The organism is Streptococcus ovis DSM 16829 (assembly GCF_000380125.1).
Lineage (GTDB): Bacteria > Bacillota > Bacilli > Lactobacillales > Streptococcaceae > Streptococcus > Streptococcus ovis.
Genome location: NZ_KB904580.1, coordinates 74,809 through 92,301, shown reverse-complemented (window position 1 = coordinate 92,301; position 17,493 = coordinate 74,809). Strand labels below are relative to the sequence as shown.

Here is a 17,493-nt window from a genome sequence, read left to right as displayed (position 1 = left end):
AAAAATGTATAAAACACTTCGAGAATTAACAGAAACTGCTGAAAAGTTAAACATGACAATTGGTGCATTTAATATGCATAATTTGGAAATGTTGCCAGATATGATTCGGGCAGCTAAAGAAATGGGAAGTCCAATTATTATTCAAACAAGTATTGACACAGCTAAATACATTGGTTACGATGTAGTGGTTGCAGTAGTGAAGCAAATGGCAAATAGCATGATGGTGGATGTTGCTTTGCATTTGGACCATGCGCGTGATTTTGATGCTATTAAAGACGCAATTGAGGCTGGTTATTCTAGTATCATGTTTGATGGTTCGAATCTCCCATTTAAGGAAAATATTGAGAAAACACGCTTAGTTGTAGAATATGCTCATGCTCGTGGAGTATCTGTCGAGGGTGAGTTGGGAACAATCGGCGGAACAGAAGAAGGAATTTCAGTTTCAGAAGAAGATAAAGAATATACTCGTCCAGCAGATGCTATTACTTTTGTTCGTGAAACAGGAGTAGATGCTCTTGCAGTAGGGATTGGAACCAACCATGGCCAATTCAAATCCAAAACAAATGTGAAAATTCCATTGTTGAAGGAAATTCATGGAGCAGTAGATGTACCTCTGGTTATTCATGGTGGGACTGGTGTGAAGGAAGAAGATTATCCAGAATTGATTAACAATGGTATCCGTAAGTTCAATGTCGGGACAGAACTTTTGGTAAATTGGACGCAAGAGGCTAAACGTACATTTGGGAAAACAGAAGTGAACAAGTCACTTCGTCATAATGTTATCCCCGCTAACCAAAAGGTGAAAGAAATTGTTAAACATAAAATTGGTCTCTTTATGAATACAGGTCAGCCCATTAATGTGGAGTAGCGACCTATGATGAAAAAATATTTGATTCTTCTAGCTGGGCCCCCTGCGACTGGGAAAAGTTATCTGACTAAATTGATTTGTCAAGCTCTTCCGCAAACCTATACGGTTTCACCAGATGAAATTAAGCAAGATTTAGCAGAGAGTATTGGTTTTGATAATGCTGAAGCTAAGCAAACCTTGGAATTGAAGGCATGGAAACTATATTATCAAGCTTTGGATTTGTATATGACGATTGGGAAGCAGTTCGTTCTTACTGAATATCCTTTTTCGGATAAGCAAAAAAGTCGTCTAAAGGACTTGGCAGAGGTGCATGGCTATCGCATCATTACAATTCGCTTAGTAGCTGATTTTGAAATCCTTTGGGAACGCCGCATTAAACGAGACTTAGCTCCTGAGCGACATCTGAGCTTTATTATGAGTCATTACCATTATGGAGATCAACTATTGGATCGGCATCAGGCAGATGAGTTGATTACCAAGGAAGGATTTTGGGACATTATTGAGAAACGTCAATATAATTATTTCCAGCTGGGAAAATTATACGAAGTTGATGTTACGGATTATCAACAGGTAGATTATTCGCCGATAATCAGCGACTTGCTTGCTTTGAGTCGGGAAGTCAACTAGTTGATGTTCTTCTGCAAGGTTCGCGACGAATTTGAGAATATTTTATAGAAAACAGCTTCGGCTGTTTTTTATGTCTGGGATTAGATTTTTAATTAAATTGTTCAATTTTTCACAAAAAATCAAGCATAATTTTTATGAAAGGAGTACAATGGTGTTGTAAACGCTTTACTTCAAAACGTTTCAGTCTTGAATCAAAAAGGAGGAATTCAAATGGTTGAAACAATTGTAAAAGGTTCTGCACTTGGTTTTCATGGTCCAGTAACAGTAACTGTTGGTCTTGAAGATGGGAAAATCCAATCTTTGGATGCCGATTTTACTAAATCCGCAAAGGTTGGAGCTTTGGGGCTTGAAACCATTAAGGAGCGGATGTTGAATAGTCAGTCTGCTGATGTGGACGCCGTGTCAGGCGCGACTTTCTCAAGTATAGCTTTTAAACATGCTGTTCAGAAGGCCTTAGCAGTCAAAGAAGGGAAACTTACAGCAGAAGTAGCACTTGACCCAGCTTCAGCCAATCCTTATGCACCAGTTGTTGAAACAGACGCGGTTTCAGGTGCTTCCATGGCAGTATTAAAAGAAGTGCAAAATACTTCTCCTGCAAGAGATGTTGTCCCAGCAGATACTGTCACGCATTATGATGTCAGTTATGATGTTGTGGTAGTGGGGGCTGGTGGTGCAGGCCTATCAGCAGCAGTTGAAGCTGCGCGTGGCGGTTTGTCTGTTCTTATTTGTGAAAAGGCAGGTATCTATGGTGGAACGACTAATTATTCAGGTGGTGTCTTCCAAGCTGCAGGAACATCTTACCAAAAGGCCTTGACCAAGTACCAAGATGATACACCAGAGAAGCACGCTGCACTTTGGATCAAAACAGGTGAAAATACCATGGACGAAGAGTTGGTCCGCGATTTGGCCTATGGAGCTCCTAAAAACCTAGAATGGTTGACAGAGCTGGGGATTAAATGGGTTGATGTCTATGGACACAATCATATTCCATATGTGAAGGATGAAATCTTTGCAGATCGGATTCACGTCTATGAAAATGGTGGTAATGGTGGCGATGGTGTTGTTCTGACAACTGCCCTATGGGAAGCAGCTGAAGCAGCAGGTGCTTCCATCCAGTACAATACAAGCGTTGTTTCACTCGTGCAAGAGTTGGACAGTAAGGCTGTGGTCGGAGTAGTTGCCACGGTTGATGGCCAAACTCAGACCATTGAAGCGAAGAAAGGCGTTGTGCTAGCGACAGCCAGTGTGGATAATAACCCAGCATTAGCCAAAACTCTCCATCCGCAACAATTCAATGACTTATCCTTTAGCAATATTCTGACTGCTAAGACTGATACAGGCGATGGTATCCTCATGGGCTTGTCAGCAGGAGCCGCTCTGGCAGGTATGGGTGGTTGTATTGACTTCTGTGGTAAGACAGGCAATGCCACCAATAACAAAATACCGACGATTCCAATGGTGATTGTCAATGGAGCTGGCCAACGTTTCGTCTGCGAAGATGCGACTTATGCTTACCAGTACAGAGCGATTTTCCAACAGGAAAAACAACTCATGGCATCTACCTATATGATTTTTGATGACCAGTCTATTTTAGAACCAGGCAGTGCTTGGACACCTGAAAGTCTAGCAACAGATGTGGAAGCTGGGTTGGTTCTCAAGGCAGATAGTCTGGAAGAACTGGCGGAAAAAATACGAGTTCCAAAAGCCAACCTAGAAAAGACATTGGCGGAATGGAACCAAGTTTGTGAAACGGGAGTGGATAGAGATTTTGGCCGTAGAACAGGCCTCAAAGCTCTTCACGCGCCATTCTACGCTTATAAAAATGTTGCATCAAATCTGGGTTCGATTGGTGGCTTGAAGATTAATACTGATTGTCAAGTCGTAACTCCGTTTGACAAGGTGATTCCGGGCTTATATGCGGCGGGTCTCAATGCTGGTGGCTGGATAGGTGGTTACTACCCTGGTTCTGGAACAGCTGTATCTGGTATTGTGCACCAAGGACGTAAGGCAGGAAAACACCTCACTAGTTTATAAGACTACATGCCATCAAAGAAAAATCGTTCATGAATTCATGAGCGATTTTTTCGTGTATTTTTTACTTAAACTCTCGTTTACTAAAAAGGTAGTAAGTCACGCCGTAGTAAGCAAGGCTGCTGACAAGGGCTACTCCAATAGATAGGGGGGCTACTTGATTTGGGGCAATGCTGGCATGCAATTGATTGAACATCAAGAATGGTGCAAAAATTGGTGTTTTCAAGACAAAGACGCTAAGTTGCAAGAAGATTTGGTCAAAGAGCAGAGCGAGTAAAATGTAAGTGACATAGGTTTGGTAAAGTTTTGGTAAAATCGTCATCAAGGTTCCGCAGATGCTAATGGCGACAAGGTAAAATGGTAATTGTCTGACAAAGGCAGCTAGTAAAGGCAGAAGTTGGAATTGGCCAACTGTCACGAGACGGAGGGCCGTAATAAGGGCAATCACTCCCAAAACATAGGCTAGGGACAGACTCATCATGGCCAACCATTTATAAGTGAAAACGAAGAAGCGGTTGGGGTGTTTGATCAAGAAGTTATTGATGGTGCGGTTAGCGTACTCTTCACCAAAGAAGATTTTAGCTGGGGTGAGGAAGAACATGACCAAAAATAGGGTCATGGTAGCCATGGAAGACTCTGCTCCTGCTACCGTTTTATCTCCCATTTCTCCAAGGGTCATAGCTAGGGTAAATAAACCTAGAAAAATCGTTGCTACAAGGGACAATCTTTCTTTTCTCATGCGGTATAAATCCGCTTTAAGGGATGCAAACATAACGTTCTCCTAATCTAATAAATTCAAATAATAATCTTCGAGTGACACATTGCGACGGTAGATGGCTTGGACAGTAGCGTCTGTTGCCATGATAATGGTTAGTAAATCGTGAACGGTGATGGTTGGCTCAATCTCTAGGCGTTGAGAGTGTTCATTAATCGTATAAGTCAAGCCATTTGCCTTCAAGGTATCTGCCACGAATTGCGGTTGGTCCACTTCTAGCAAAATCTTATCACTAACTTCATTTTATAAGGCTTCTTTGGAAATGTCACGAATAACTTGCCCCTTATGGACGATAACGAAACGGTCTGCCAATAATTCCAATTCTGTCAAGATATGACTGGAAATCAAGACGGTAATACTGTAGGTGTCACGGAGATTAAGAATGATTTCACGCATTTCCTTGATACCAGATGGATCAAGACCGTTGATGGGTTCGTCTAAAATCAGAAACTCTGGGAAGTCAATCAAGGACAATGCAATGGCCACCCGCTGACGCATCCCGAGTGAGAAGTCTTTGACCTTCTTCTTTTTATCAACTTGAGCAAGACCGACTAGGCTTAAAACTTCTGTGACACGCTCTTTGGGATTTTCGATGTGACATTGCGGCGCTGCATACATGAGGTTGTCATAAGCTGTCATATTGGGATAGAGGGTTGGAGATTCGATGATGGCCCCGATACGCAAGGCTGCAGACTTGTCAATCTGTCCCTCACTAGCTTGAATGAGACCAGAGATAATCCGAATTAAGGTCGTTTTACCAGCACCATTTTGACCGACAAGGCCACAGATTTCGCCTCTGTGAATGTTAAAAGATACTTGGTCAAGGGCAGCCTGTTTTCCATAATGTTTGCTGATATTTTCTATGCGAATCAAGGTTTCCTGTGTCATTGTGTTCTCCTTCATCTTTCTGATGACAGTAGTATAGCGCAAAACATGCCAAAACCGTCCACGATGTCATGAACGGTTGCTTTGAAGTAATGAATGGTTAATACTCCATTGTTTTAAAGTGCTTGTAGGTGAGATAACTTAGGATAGCGCAGTAGAAGAGTGAAAGCAAGCCAGCTTTTCCAAAATCTATCCACAAAGAACTATCAAAGTTTTCCCAGTTGAGGTAGCCACTTGGGAAAAATTTAGCAATAGGACCCCCAAGGCTGACTAAAATCATACCTCCAATGCTATATCCGAAGGCTGTCGCAAGGGTCACTGCTTTTCCTATGCGAAGAGAGAGGAATGTTGCCAAGAAAAGACCGATACAATTTTCTAGGAAGAATGCCCAAATACCAGAAAGATCACTAACAAATATCTCCATATTAGTAGGGAAAAATTGTGGTTTTGCATAAGGCATATAGGCAACTCGGCTGTAGAAAATAACTCCCATTATTACACCAAAAATTGTTAGAAAAATCAATACAATCAAGATGAGGCTAATAATCTTCGCACGAAAAATATCTTTCCGAGGTAGGTCTTTGTAGAGGAACATCAGATGGGTATCTGCTTCACTACGAAAAACACTAAAGGTTAAAAGAAAAAGTGCTAAAGTAGGGAGCGTTAAAGAACTAGCAGCTCCTAAAATTCCAGTCAGTAAATCAAGGTATGAGAAGAACTCCCCAGTTGCTGGGGTGGGTACCATGAAGTTACTTCCCTTTGGCAAAAAGGTAGAGGCTAAAAAGACAAGGGGGAAAATAATGGCAATAGCTAGATAAATCTTAGTTTCTTTCCGTTTCCAGACGGTTTCAAATACAGGTCTGATAAGTGACATAGGTGTCTCCTTTCAATTTTAAGCTGAGAAAATATCTTTCAGATGGTTTTCTTTAATGGTAATCATTTCAATCATGCCTTCTTGACCAAGTAGGGCAAAGAGGGCATTGATATCTTCGGTGTGGTTGGTTGCAATTTCAAGTGTATGACCGTCAAGACGAATCGTTTCGCTCATAAATGGTTGCAAGGCAGCAAGCGGTGCTGTTTCTTTCAGTTCAACCAAGACACTTGGCGCACCTTGACCTTCAAAGGCATCTGCTAACTCACCAGCCTCAATATAGACATAGCGTTGGCAAAGGGCTTCTAATTCTGCCAACTGATGACTAGAAATCAGCATAGAAATCTGACGTTCGCTTGACCATTGTTTCAAAATATCAATGAGTTTTTGTACCCCAATTGGGTCCAATCCTACAAAGGGCTCATCCAAGATGAGGAAGTCTGGCTCGGCTACCATGGCAATGGCAAGAGCAGTCCGTTGCTTCATTCCGAAAGAAAATCCTTTTGGCTTACGGTTACGAGCATTCCAAAGTTCCAAGAGTTTCAAGGTTGGCTCGATATTGCTGTAGAATTCTGTTTTTCCATGCAGTTTTAAGTAAAATTTCAAGTTATCCATCACAGACATTTCTGGATAGAAGACAGGGTCAATCATAATTCCAAAATCTTTGAGCATATTGTCTGTCGTGTGAATATCCACCCCGTTATAAGTAATAGTTCCGCTAGTTGGTTTGAGGGATTTTGCCATCAGTTTCATGAGGGTCGATTTTCCAGCGCCATTTTTTCCGATAAGACCAACAATCTCTCCCTTTTGGATTTCCATGGTTACGTCTTTAAGTGAGTAAAAGTCATTTCCAGCAAATTGTTTTGAAAGGTTTTCGATTTTAAGCATGTGTTTTCTCCTGTAAATTCTGTCATCTTAGTATTCAATAGTGTCAAAACGGCGTTTCGCAGTCCAGTAGGCAAGGCCAAAGTATAGTAGGGTTAGGCTAAGGCTAATAAGCAGAGCTGAACCAAATGATAATGTATCAATCAACTTAGGATAGGTATTTGGAGCAATATAGCGGAAGCCATTCCACAGAGGCGCAGTCATGGATATGAGAGTAAAAAGAATACCTGCTAAGACTGCTTGAATGGTTGTCTTCTTGATAGAAACTGCTGCGACAATTGCCATTGAAATAAGATGAAAAGCAATGGTTGTCACGATTTGCATGAAAATGACTTGACCAGTTCCTTGGGCTATCCAAAACTTAGGTTCAAAGTGAAAGGTCGGCGCTAGATAGACATAGTAGGCCAAAACACTTACGACAAAGGTCAAGAAGAGGTAAATCCCGTAAACTGCCACTAGGCTAAGCAACTTCGCATTAAAAATCGCTGAGCGTTTCAAGTCCTTGTAAAGAAATAGGATACCTGAGGTAATTTCATCATGAAAGACAGATGAGACAATCAATCCAAACATCAAACTTGGTAATAATAATTGAAATTGCGTCTCAATACCTGAGTTGAAATAAGCAATGGCACTGGATGTAAAATCAACAGCCTGTTTTCTATCTTGCACATCTGCCAAAGGGGCGACTAATAAGGGAAGCAAGGCGAAAGCCATTAAAATCATCACATCCCGTCTTTTAAAGACAGATTTAAAAATAGAGGTAAATAGGTTCATTGTAATCTCCTTTTCTTTTGACGAGTCGCTTGTTTGATTCGTTTCATTTCTTACAAGCATTAGTATAGCTAAAAACAAGTAAAAACCGTCCATGATGTCATGAACGGTTGTTTTGGGATAATGAATGGTAAATATCTCAATTTCTCTATCAAAAATCGAATAATATAGTTGAGGAAGTTCCGAAGGCGGGACGGAAATCTAAACAAGGAGGTGATGCCTATGACATTGTCTCTTAGAAAGGATTCCGTCATGTCAGTTTATCAAGCTCTTGAGCTTATCGTAAACTCTGGCATCTTTTTACTGGCATTGTTGACCTATCTAGATAAAAAAGATAAGTAAAAAACAGTAAAACCGCACTTCTAACTTTGACAGGTCTGGAATTGCGGTTTTACTGTAATTTCATCTGTCCCGTCTTTAAAACGGTCTCAAGGGAGTTGGTCGGAAGCCAACTCCTTTTCTTTATTATAGCTCATTTTTCATCTAAAATCAACGGCTAGCAGTTTATCTGAAAATCAACTCCTGCCTAAAGCGATGATTACCGCTACTGGTATTGAGGCTGACACCTGGGTATTTGGCGAGAATGTCTTTGATATTGGCAAGGCCGATGCCTCGATTATCTCCCTTGCTAGACCTACCGTACTGGTAGATAGTTTTCGTGTTCACTCGTTCTTTAAGTGTGCTATTTTCAATGAGGAGAATCTTCTGGTCTCCCTCAGCAAAGTAGGCGAAATTTAAGAGTTTATCCTCAGTTTCCTGACTGGCTTCGATGGCATTGTCAAGGAAGATGGATAAGATAGCCACCACATCTAGGAGTTCCATATTTGGCTCACTAATCTGCTCTGCTATTTCCACCGTTAGGTGAATCCCCTTAGCCTGAGCCTCCATCAGCTTGGCAGAAATCAGGCTCTTCATGGCAGGGTTGGTCAAGTTGGCAAGGTTGGCAATATCATACTTGCTGTGGTAAAACTTTTTGTCGGATTGAGCAATGACAGCTTGATAGATATCCTTAGCCGTCGCCAAATCATCTTGCTTAAAAGCTTCATTGAGGCTGGTCAGGACATTGGTATAGTCGTGGCGGAAAGAACGGAGTTCTTTATAGAGGCTCTCCACGTGGGCGGAATAGGAAGACAAGGCAGACAGTTGCTGGTCCTTGCTCCGTTGCAATTCATTGTCCAGATATTCCTTTGCCTTATAATTGAGGTAAATAAGCAGAGCAATAAAGACATAGACGTAGAGGACAAATAAGTCGAGCGTACTTTGAGCATTTTCTGCCCCAAAGATAAGCTCAAATTCCTGTTCCTTCCCACTTGCTAGAAGCAAAGGATGGAGAAGAAGGACATAGAATAGCATACTTCCATTTAAAATCAGCGCAGCCCGTTTTCCAATCCCATAATGAAAAATACCAGTCAGCGTTGTAAAATTAAGACGCAAAATCTTGATAAGAAGAAATCCAAATAATAAGCCTCCCAATTGAAAAATGACCATAGCGCTAGTCAGCAACCAAGCTCTCTCTCCATCAAACAGAACAAGTCGCATTCCCTCATAAACATTGGATAAACGCTCGTACAAATCAACCGTTACAAAGGGCAAGAAGCTATAAAAGATGACCTGTGCCTTGGTCCAACGAGGTTTGAGGAATAATAAGATGAGTATGAGGAAGTAAAAGGGTTCTAGAAAGAGCATGGTAGGTGGATTGATTAGTGTCACCAAAGACAGTCCTAGAACGATAAGAAAAGACTGATAGCGAGGTAATGTTTGATTGCTGATGGTGAGAAAGATGATCCACTTGACCAACAAATCCACAAACAAAATGAGAAAAGGATAAATCATACTCATTTTTCCATCCTCTCAATCAATCCCTTTAATTTCATACGAGAAACAAAGCATGACTCATCATTTTCAAAAAAGACCATATTCGCCTTGCGGTCTAGCTCGATAATATTAGCTGGATTGACCACATAAGCACGGTGGCTCTGATAAAGGCGGTCATCACTTTTGGCAATTTCAGACACCTTACCGTAAAATTCCATAGTCCCGTTTTTCGTCGTCAACAGCACCTTGTGGACGGTCGGAGCCGTCTCAAAGTAAAGAATGTCCGAGAAGGGCACTTGGATATGTGAATGCTCTGTCTTGTAAACAAAGGCATCCTCACTGACTGTCGTGCTGATATTGCGATAAGCATGGTCAAGGACAGAAGCCACCGCCTCTTGGAAATCTGCATCCGATAGGCCCTTGTCAATAAAGTCTAAGGCTGATACACGGTATTTATAAGTTAGGGGCATAAATTCAGAATGGGTCGTAACAAAGACAATCACAGCATGGGCATCCCGTTGACGGATTTCCTTCGCAATTTCCATCCCTTTTTTCTCTTCACCCTTAATCTCAATATCTAAAAAGAAGAGATTATGGTCACCTTTCTCTTTGATGGCATCTAAGAGTTGTTGCGGTTTTCCAAATACCTCTAATGATTTGTAGCGAACAGGACCCGTTGCTATCGTTTGTGCAATGGCTTGTTCCAGACGGCTCTGTTGCAGAAAATCATCTTCTAAAATATAAATTGTTAACATGTCTCTTTTTCACATTCCTTACCATTCATGAGTTCAAATCAACCGTTCATGACAAAACCAACTCTAATAGCCTTTCCTTGTTATACTATTGTTAAAAAATAGGAAGGAGAAGTTTGCATGATTTACCTGATTCAACCAGCAGATTATCGTCAATCGATGCAAGAATTGCTCGAAAACCTGCTTGCTCAAAAACACTTGACCCTTAATAGTTTATCCACTGTCCCCAGACCCAGCCAAGTATTTAACACCTATTTTATCATAAATGACAGCCAAAACACAATTTGGCCGGCTTTAGATTACGCACGCGCCATTCGTCAGCAGGACAAGACTGGGCATCTAATCTTACTGGCGGACCAGATTGACTATACTGCCTTTTTTAGAAGTCATCTGTCCTTCCTTGCTGCCATTCCCTTTGATCAAGCCCAAAAAGAAATTCAAGACTATCTGGATGAATTTTACTAAATGATAGTAAGCTGCTTATTTCTGAATAGCTCTTTCAAACATGAAAACTTCCTATGTCCTATGCTATAATAAAAGTAAGGAATGAATGTCAACGAAAAGCTTAGGCTCCAACCATCAGTTGACTTAGAAAATGTGTAAGTAGAAATGGTAAATCAGGAAATGGACAAGATGAAATACAAGAGTTCTCGCTACCAGCAAGTTGCGGTAGCTTTGGCCAAACAAATCGTAGACGGGAAGTACAGTATAGGGGAAAAGATAAAGGCACGTTCGACGGTGGCAAGTAACTTCAATGTTTCGCCAGAAACAGCTCGAAAAGCCATTAACTTACTGGTAGACTTAGAAATTGTAGAAGTGAAACATGGGAGTGGTGTGACAGTCCTCTCAAGAGAGAATGCACAGACCTTTCTCAATAAATTTGAATCCACTAACTCATTGCAAGAGCTGAAAAATGGGCTTAAAGAGCAAATACTTAAGCAAAAAGAAGAGTTGGATAAAATGGAACAATTAGTTGAAAATATAGTGGCTCATACCAGAGATATTAATAATACCTACCCGTTTGAACCTTTTCAGCTGTTATTAGAGAATGACAGTCCACTTTTTGGGCAACAACTCAAGGAACTCAACCTGTGGCAAACAACGGGAGCTACCTTGATTGCCATTGAGCGCAAAGGGGAAATTATGCTGTCTCCGGGGCCCTACGCATTGCTGGAAAGAGGCGATAAGATTTATTTTGTGGGCAATGAGCAGACTTATTCGAGAGTAAAAAATCTTTTCTTGTAATGCTTGTGTGATAAACCTGTAACATTGTTACGGGTTTTTAATTTTACAAAGTGACCATACGCGTTATAATAAGATATGTTCACTTTACGAGGAGGAAATATGAAAACAGCACTTGAAGTTAAAAACGTGACGAAAATTTTTGGAAAAAAGCAGAAACAAGCATTGGAAATGATTCAACATGGAAAATCAAAAACGGAGATTCTAGAAAAAACGGCCTGTACAGTAGGTGTCTATGATGCAAGTTTTGAAGTAAAGCAGGGAGAAATCTTTGTGATTATGGGATTGTCAGGAAGTGGCAAATCAACTCTTATTCGGTTGATTAATCGTTTGATTGAACCGAGTTCAGGCAGTATTTATATTGAAGGGCATGATATTGCCAAGATGAACAAAGAAGAGTTAAGACAGGTTCGTCGTCATTCTGTTAACATGGTCTTTCAAAAATTTGGACTCTTTCCCCATAAAACAATTCTTGAAAACACAGAGTATGGGTTAGAAGTTAGGGGAGTGGATAAGGCAAACCGTCAGCGATTGGCAGAGCAAGCCCTGGAAAATTCTTCCCTATTATCTTTCAAGGATCAATATCCAGATCAGTTATCAGGTGGGATGCAACAGCGGGTTGGTTTGGCCCGAGCTTTGGCAAATAATCCAGATATTTTGTTGATGGATGAGGCCTTTTCTGCCTTAGATCCATTGATTCGAAAAGAGATGCAGGATGAGTTGCTAGATTTGCAGGAAAAGGTTCAAAAAACGATTATTTTTATTACCCATGATTTGAATGAAGCCCTCCGCATCGGCGATCGAATTGCGCTGATGAAGGACGGGAAAATCATGCAGATTGGGACAGGTGAGGAGATTTTGACGAACCCAGCGAATGATTTTGTGAGTGAATTTGTGGAAGATGTCGATCGTTCAAAAGTTTTGACTGCCCAAAATATCATGATTAAGCCTATTACGACTAATATTGACATAGATGGTCCTAAGGTGGCTCTGAGACGGATGGACACTGAGGAAGTCAGTATGTTATTAGCAGTTAATCGACAAAGGAAATTATTGGGGGTTATTTCAGCTGATGATGCCTTTAAGGCCAATGCCAGACAACATAGCTTGGTGGACTACATCGACACAGATATTCGGACGGTCTCTAAGGATACTTTGCTAGAAGACATCTTACCGCTTATCTATGATTCAGCCGCTCCGATTGCAGTGGTTGAAAATGAGCGATTGCTGGGTGTTTTAATCAAGGGGCGTGTGATTGAAGCATTGACAAAACAAGGAATTGAATTACAAGAATAGGGGGAGAATGTGGAAAATTTATTGCAACAGAGTTTACCGATAAAAGAACTAGTAGATAATAGTATAAACTGGATTACAGAGAAACTGTCAGGATTATTTACAGTTGTTCAAGTGACAGGCGATACAGTGATGGACTTTATTTCTGATACCTTGACCTTTATCCACCCGCTGATCCTGTTAGTGATTGTTTCAGGTTTAGCTTATTATATTTCTAATAGGAAAAAGAATTTTACGTTTTTAACTGCCCTAGGGTTGTTGTTCATTTATAACCAAAATCTGTGGGACGAGATGGTCAACACCTTTACTTTGGTATTGGTAGCCAGTCTGATGTCCATTGTGATTGGGATTCCTTTAGGGATTTGGATGGCTAAAAGCAATCGTGCCAAATCAATTATCAATCCGATTTTGGACTTTATGCAGACTATGCCAGCCTTTGTGTACCTGATTCCAGCGGTCGCATTCTTTGGTATTGGGATGGTACCAGGTGTGTTTGCCTCTATCATTTTTGCCTTGCCACCGACAGTCCGTTTTACAAACTTGGGAATTCGGGAAATTCCAGAAGAATTAATTGAGGCAGCAGAATCATTTGGTTCGACAGATAAACAACGGTTATTCAAGGTGGAACTACCGTTGGCCAAAAATACGATTTTAGCTGGTGTCAATCAAACGATTATGTTAGCCTTGTCCATGGTGGTTACGGCTTCAATGATTGGTGCTCCAGGTTTGGGGAATGGTGTCTTGTCCGCCCTACAACATGCAGAAATTGGTGCTGGGTTTGTTTCGGGTCTGGCCTTGGTAATATTGGCTATTATTCTCGACCGATTCACCCAATTTATGAACCAGCCAAAGAAAAAAAATACGGTTCAGTCCAAATTTGCTAAGTTTCTAACTCCTGTTCTGATTCTTTCTTTTCTGGTAACAGGCATCACTCAAGCCTTTTTACAAGGGCAGGGGACGAAGAAAGATACCATTACCTTGGCCTATGTAGAATGGGATTCTGAAGTAGCTTCGACCAATGTTCTGGCAGAAGTCTTGAAATCGCAGGGCTACGACGTCCAACTAGTTCCTTTAGACAATGCAATCACTTGGAAATCTGTCGCAGAAGGAAATGTGGACGCTTCTGTGTCGGCATGGCTTCCTACAACCCATCAGGCACAATACGGAAAATATCAGGATAAATTGATTGACTTAGGTGTGAATTTAAGTGGGACAAACCTTGGATTTGCAGTACCGAGTTACATGGGAATTTCGAGCATAGAGGAATTGAGAACGCAAGCAGGCCAAAAGATTATCGGAATTGAGCCTGGGGCAGGAATAATGTCCAGCGCAGAAACTGCCTTGGAAGAGTATGCAAATCTCAGTTCTTGGGAATTGACCTCCTCTTCAACAGGTGCCATGGTGACTTCGCTAGAACAAGCTTTAAAAAATAGAGAAGACATCGTCATTACTGCCTGGAGCCCTCACTGGATGTTTGCCAAATATGATTTGGTCATGTTGGAAGATCCGAAAGGAAGTTTTGGTGAAGAGGAATCTATCCATACGATTGCTCGTCGGGGCTTAAAAGAAGAACAGGCAAAAGCCTATCGCATTATTGATCAGTTCCACTGGGAATCAGAAGATATGCAATCGGTCATGTTAGCCATTGCAGAAGGACAAAGTCCTAGTCAAGCTGCCAAAGAATGGATTGCATTACATCCCAATAAGGTGGACAAGTGGTTGCAATAATAGTTGGTTGAATCTATGGATGGCATTCGAAATAGAATCAATGGTTGAAGTGTTTATACAAAAGCCCTGCTTAGTGGTGTCTAAGTAGGGCTTTTTTCAGTTTGTATGTTTTAAAAAATCTTCAATTTCAGCAAGGCTAGATTCGCTCCCCTTTTCTAGGTAACGCATTTTCTCGCCGTTCTCGTAGTATGTCAAATGAGGAACGGTTTGGATGGCAGCATCTTGAGCAAAAGTCTGGATACGTTCAGGCTCTTCTTCATCTGTGTCCAGATAATAAACCGTGACTTGTGTATGTTGAATAGCTTTTTCTAACTGTGGTGCAAAAGCACGACAGTGTGGACAGGTTGGTCTGCCGACATAAAGGAAGAAGGAGTCTTCTTGTTGAATTTTTTTCTCCACCTTGGCAAGTGTGATGGCTTGGTAGGTTTCAAGCTTTTTTTCTGTTTTCTGCTGTGTATGACAGGCAACTAAGCAAACTCCCATCAGCAAAACGAGTAAACTTGTCATGATCTTTTTCATATTCATACTCCTCTAGTTTGACTTAAGTATAGCATGATTTGATGCAAATAGAAATAGGATTTCTAGTGAAAAATATGGAGGTCACCCTCTGTTAGATTTCAGAAAGCAAAAAGAAAACATTTACAATTGACTTATCTGTGATTTTTGAACCAAACTGTGTTATAATTTTTTAGTTAAAAATAAATTAGCCAAAAGGCTATAAGTAAGAGGAACAAATGACAAATTATAGAAATGATATCCGTAACGTCGCAATTATTGCCCACGTTGACCACGGAAAAACAACCCTTGTGGATGAACTCTTGAAGCAATCTCAAACTCTTGACGAACGGACAGAATTGTCTGAACGTGCCATGGACTCAAATGATATTGAAAAAGAGCGTGGTATCACCATCTTGGCGAAGAACACAGCCGTTGACTATAATGGCACCCGCATCAACATCATGGATACACCAGGACACGCGGACTTCGGTGGAGAAGTGGAGCGTATCATGAAAATGGTAGACGGTGTTGTCCTTGTCGTAGATGCCTACGAAGGAACGATGCCACAGACTCGTTTCGTATTGAAAAAAGCTCTAGAGCAAGACTTGATTCCAATTGTTGTTGTCAACAAAATTGACAAGCCATCTGCTCGTCCAGCAGAAGTTGTAGACGAAGTATTGGAACTCTTTATCGAACTTGGTGCCGATGATGACCAATTGGATTTCCCAGTTGTCTATGCATCAGCGATTAATGGAACATCATCACTTTCTGATGATCCAGCGGATCAAGAGCAAACGATGGCACCAATCTTTGATACCATTATTGATCATATTCCAGCGCCAGTTGACAATTCAGACGAGCCTTTGCAATTCCAAGTTTCATTGCTCGATTACAATGATTTCGTTGGTCGTATTGGTATCGGTCGTGTCTTCCGTGGTACTGTTAAAGTTGGGGACCAAGTAACCCTTTCAAAACTAGATGGTACAACCAAAAACTTCCGTGTCACTAAACTCTTTGGTTTCTTTGGTCTTGAGCGTAAAGAAATTCAAGAAGCAAAAGCTGGTGACTTGATTGCGGTTTCTGGTATGGAAGACATCTTCGTTGGTGAAACGGTAACACCGACAGATGCGGTAGAACCATTGCCAATCCTTCGTATTGACGAACCAACCCTTCAAATGACCTTCTTGGCAAATAACTCGCCATTTGCGGGTCGTGAAGGAAAGCATGTAACGTCGCGTAAAGTGGAAGAACGTCTCTTGGCAGAACTTCAAACAGACGTCTCACTCCGTGTTGAAGCAACAGATTCACCAGACAAATGGACGGTTTCAGGCCGTGGCGAATTGCACTTGTCAATTTTGATTGAAACCATGCGTCGTGAAGGCTATGAGCTTCAGGTATCTCGTCCAGAAGTCATCATTAAAGAAATTGATGGTGTGAAATGCGAGCCGTTTGAACGCGTTCAAATTGACACCCCTGAAGAGTACCAAGGTGCGATTATCCAAGCCCTTTCAGAACGTAAGGGGGATATGCTGGATATGCAAATGGTTGGGAACGGTCAAACTCGTTTGATTTTCCTTGTACCAGCTCGTGGTTTGATTGGATTCTCAACCGAATTCCTTTCAATGACACGCGGTTACGGTATCATGAACCATACCTTTGACCAATACATGCCAATGATTCAGGCAGAAATCGGTGGCCGTCACCGTGGTGCCCTAGTTTCTATTGACAATGGTAAGGCAACTACTTACTCCATCATGCGTATTGAAGAACGTGGTACCATCTTTGTGAATCCTGGTACAGAAGTGTATGAAGGTATGATTATCGGTGAGAATGCGCGTGAAAATGACCTTGGTGTCAACATCACGACTGCAAAACAAATGACCAACGTCCGTTCAGCGACTAAAGACCAGACAGCGGTTATCAAGACACCACGTATCTTGACCTTGGAAGAATCTATCGAGTTCTTGGATTACGATGAATATATGGAAGTAACACCAGAATCTATTCGTCTTCGTAAACAAATCCTCAACAAGGCAGAACGTGATAAAGCAAACAAAAAGAAAAAATTAGCAGCAGAATAAGCTATTGAGAAAGGAGGCCCTATGTTTTATTTAATCCTTGGGATTATGCTTGTCCTATTTTACATCTTTGCGGCTCCGCAAAATATTAAGGGAACGATGAACTTAGTGGCCTCTGTCTTTCTCTTGGTGGCACTCGTCATTGCGCTCCTCTTAGGTTTTTTGCGTATTCTCAAGTCTCCACCAGAAATTTGGCTTTGCCTAACGATGATTTTACTTGGGTTATGGGCGTTAAGAGACTTATACTTGATGCCGCGATCTTCGCGCTCTAAAAAAAAATAAGAAAACCAGAAGAAGTCCTAGTGGCTTCTTTTTTCCTTGAAAAAGGAGCTGAATCAAGGTAAAATAGAGTGATTAGAAAGAATGGTAGAAAT

At 41.3% G+C, this 17,493-nt stretch carries 19 protein-coding genes; 10 read left to right on the top strand and 9 right to left on the bottom strand.

Annotation, left to right across the window (positions count from 1 at the left end; translation table 11 throughout):
- Window positions 1-4: 4 nt before the first annotated feature.
- From A3I9_RS0108120 to A3I9_RS0108110, 3 genes are all read left to right on the top strand, one after another.
- On the top strand, window positions 5-868 hold the full coding sequence (locus A3I9_RS0108120) for a class II fructose-bisphosphate aldolase (protein ID WP_018378545.1): 864 nt from the start codon (window positions 5-7) through the stop codon (window positions 866-868).
- Between the two features lie 9 nt (window positions 869-877).
- Window positions 878-1,495, top strand: coding sequence for an AAA family ATPase (locus A3I9_RS0108115; protein WP_026217397.1), 618 nt, complete (start codon window positions 878-880; stop codon window positions 1,493-1,495).
- Between the two features lie 210 nt (window positions 1,496-1,705).
- Entirely contained in the window at window positions 1,706-3,529 is a 1,824-nt protein-coding gene (locus tag A3I9_RS0108110) for an FAD-dependent oxidoreductase (protein ID WP_018378543.1), read from the top strand.
- 61 nt (window positions 3,530-3,590) lie between these two features.
- Here the strand turns inward: A3I9_RS0108110 and A3I9_RS0108105 are convergent, their stop codons facing one another.
- The 6 genes from A3I9_RS0108105 to A3I9_RS0108085 form a co-directional block, all read right to left on the bottom strand.
- Window positions 3,591-4,298, bottom strand: coding sequence for a hypothetical protein (locus A3I9_RS0108105; protein ID WP_018378542.1), 708 nt, complete (start codon window positions 4,296-4,298; stop codon window positions 3,591-3,593).
- Window positions 4,299-4,307: 9 nt separating this feature from the next.
- Window positions 4,308-4,523, bottom strand: a complete 216-nt coding sequence (locus A3I9_RS13755) for a hypothetical protein (protein ID WP_018378541.1) — start codon at window positions 4,521-4,523, stop codon at window positions 4,308-4,310.
- A gap of 21 nt (window positions 4,524-4,544) precedes the next feature.
- Window positions 4,545-5,189 carry an ATP-binding cassette domain-containing protein gene (locus A3I9_RS12690; protein WP_018378540.1) on the bottom strand — a complete coding sequence of 215 codons (645 nt, stop codon included), beginning with the start codon at window positions 5,187-5,189 and terminating at the stop codon, window positions 4,545-4,547.
- A gap of 97 nt (window positions 5,190-5,286) precedes the next feature.
- A complete protein-coding gene (locus tag A3I9_RS0108095; RefSeq protein ID WP_018378539.1) occupies window positions 5,287-6,060 on the bottom strand; it encodes a hypothetical protein in 774 nt (257 codons plus the stop codon).
- 18 nt (window positions 6,061-6,078) lie between these two features.
- On the bottom strand, window positions 6,079-6,945 hold the full coding sequence (locus A3I9_RS0108090; RefSeq protein ID WP_018378538.1) for an ABC transporter ATP-binding protein: 867 nt from the start codon (window positions 6,943-6,945) through the stop codon (window positions 6,079-6,081).
- A gap of 27 nt (window positions 6,946-6,972) precedes the next feature.
- Window positions 6,973-7,716, bottom strand: coding sequence for a hypothetical protein (locus A3I9_RS0108085; protein ID WP_018378537.1), 744 nt, complete (start codon window positions 7,714-7,716; stop codon window positions 6,973-6,975).
- A 213-nt stretch (window positions 7,717-7,929) separates the two neighbouring features.
- Between A3I9_RS0108085 and A3I9_RS13750 the strand changes: the two genes are divergently transcribed.
- Window positions 7,930-8,055 carry a putative holin-like toxin gene (locus A3I9_RS13750; protein WP_245538936.1) on the top strand — a complete coding sequence of 42 codons (126 nt, stop codon included), beginning with the start codon at window positions 7,930-7,932 and terminating at the stop codon, window positions 8,053-8,055.
- Between the two features lie 162 nt (window positions 8,056-8,217).
- On the opposite strand, the gene A3I9_RS0108075 is transcribed toward A3I9_RS13750, so the two are convergent.
- Window positions 8,218-9,552: a sensor histidine kinase gene (locus A3I9_RS0108075; protein WP_018378535.1), complete on the bottom strand. Its 1,335-nt coding sequence runs from the start codon at window positions 9,550-9,552 to the stop codon at window positions 8,218-8,220.
- Window positions 9,549-10,283: a response regulator transcription factor gene (locus A3I9_RS0108070; RefSeq protein WP_018378534.1), complete on the bottom strand. Its 735-nt coding sequence runs from the start codon at window positions 10,281-10,283 to the stop codon at window positions 9,549-9,551. Before A3I9_RS0108070 ends, A3I9_RS0108075 begins: the two co-directional genes overlap by 4 nt.
- A 117-nt stretch (window positions 10,284-10,400) precedes the next feature.
- Between A3I9_RS0108070 and A3I9_RS0108065 the strand changes: the two genes are divergently transcribed.
- The 4 genes from A3I9_RS0108065 (at window position 10,401) to A3I9_RS0108050 (ending at window position 14,543) form a co-directional block, all read left to right on the top strand.
- Window positions 10,401-10,745, top strand: coding sequence for a hypothetical protein (locus A3I9_RS0108065; RefSeq protein ID WP_018378533.1), 345 nt, complete (start codon window positions 10,401-10,403; stop codon window positions 10,743-10,745).
- 159 nt (window positions 10,746-10,904) lie between these two features.
- Window positions 10,905-11,525 (top strand): GntR family transcriptional regulator, encoded by a 621-nt coding sequence (locus A3I9_RS0108060; RefSeq protein ID WP_026217395.1) that lies wholly within the window; start codon window positions 10,905-10,907, stop codon window positions 11,523-11,525.
- Between the two features lie 99 nt (window positions 11,526-11,624).
- Window positions 11,625-12,818: a quaternary amine ABC transporter ATP-binding protein gene (locus A3I9_RS0108055; RefSeq protein ID WP_018378531.1), complete on the top strand. Its 1,194-nt coding sequence runs from the start codon at window positions 11,625-11,627 to the stop codon at window positions 12,816-12,818.
- 9 nt (window positions 12,819-12,827) lie between these two features.
- On the top strand, window positions 12,828-14,543 hold the full coding sequence (locus tag A3I9_RS0108050) for an ABC transporter permease/substrate binding protein (protein ID WP_018378530.1): 1,716 nt from the start codon (window positions 12,828-12,830) through the stop codon (window positions 14,541-14,543).
- Between the two features lie 96 nt (window positions 14,544-14,639).
- On the opposite strand, the gene A3I9_RS0108045 is transcribed toward A3I9_RS0108050, so the two are convergent.
- Window positions 14,640-15,062 carry a thioredoxin family protein gene (locus A3I9_RS0108045; RefSeq protein WP_018378529.1) on the bottom strand — a complete coding sequence of 141 codons (423 nt, stop codon included), beginning with the start codon at window positions 15,060-15,062 and terminating at the stop codon, window positions 14,640-14,642.
- Window positions 15,063-15,277: 215 nt separating this feature from the next.
- Between A3I9_RS0108045 and typA the strand changes: the two genes are divergently transcribed.
- Together typA and A3I9_RS0108035 are read left to right on the top strand one after the other, a co-directional pair.
- Window positions 15,278-17,122 carry a translational GTPase TypA gene (typA, locus tag A3I9_RS0108040; protein WP_018378528.1) on the top strand — a complete coding sequence of 615 codons (1,845 nt, stop codon included), beginning with the start codon at window positions 15,278-15,280 and terminating at the stop codon, window positions 17,120-17,122.
- Between the two features lie 21 nt (window positions 17,123-17,143).
- Window positions 17,144-17,401, top strand: a complete 258-nt coding sequence (locus A3I9_RS0108035) for a DUF3165 family protein (RefSeq protein ID WP_018378527.1) — start codon at window positions 17,144-17,146, stop codon at window positions 17,399-17,401.
- The last annotated feature ends 92 nt before the right edge of the window (window positions 17,402-17,493 follow it).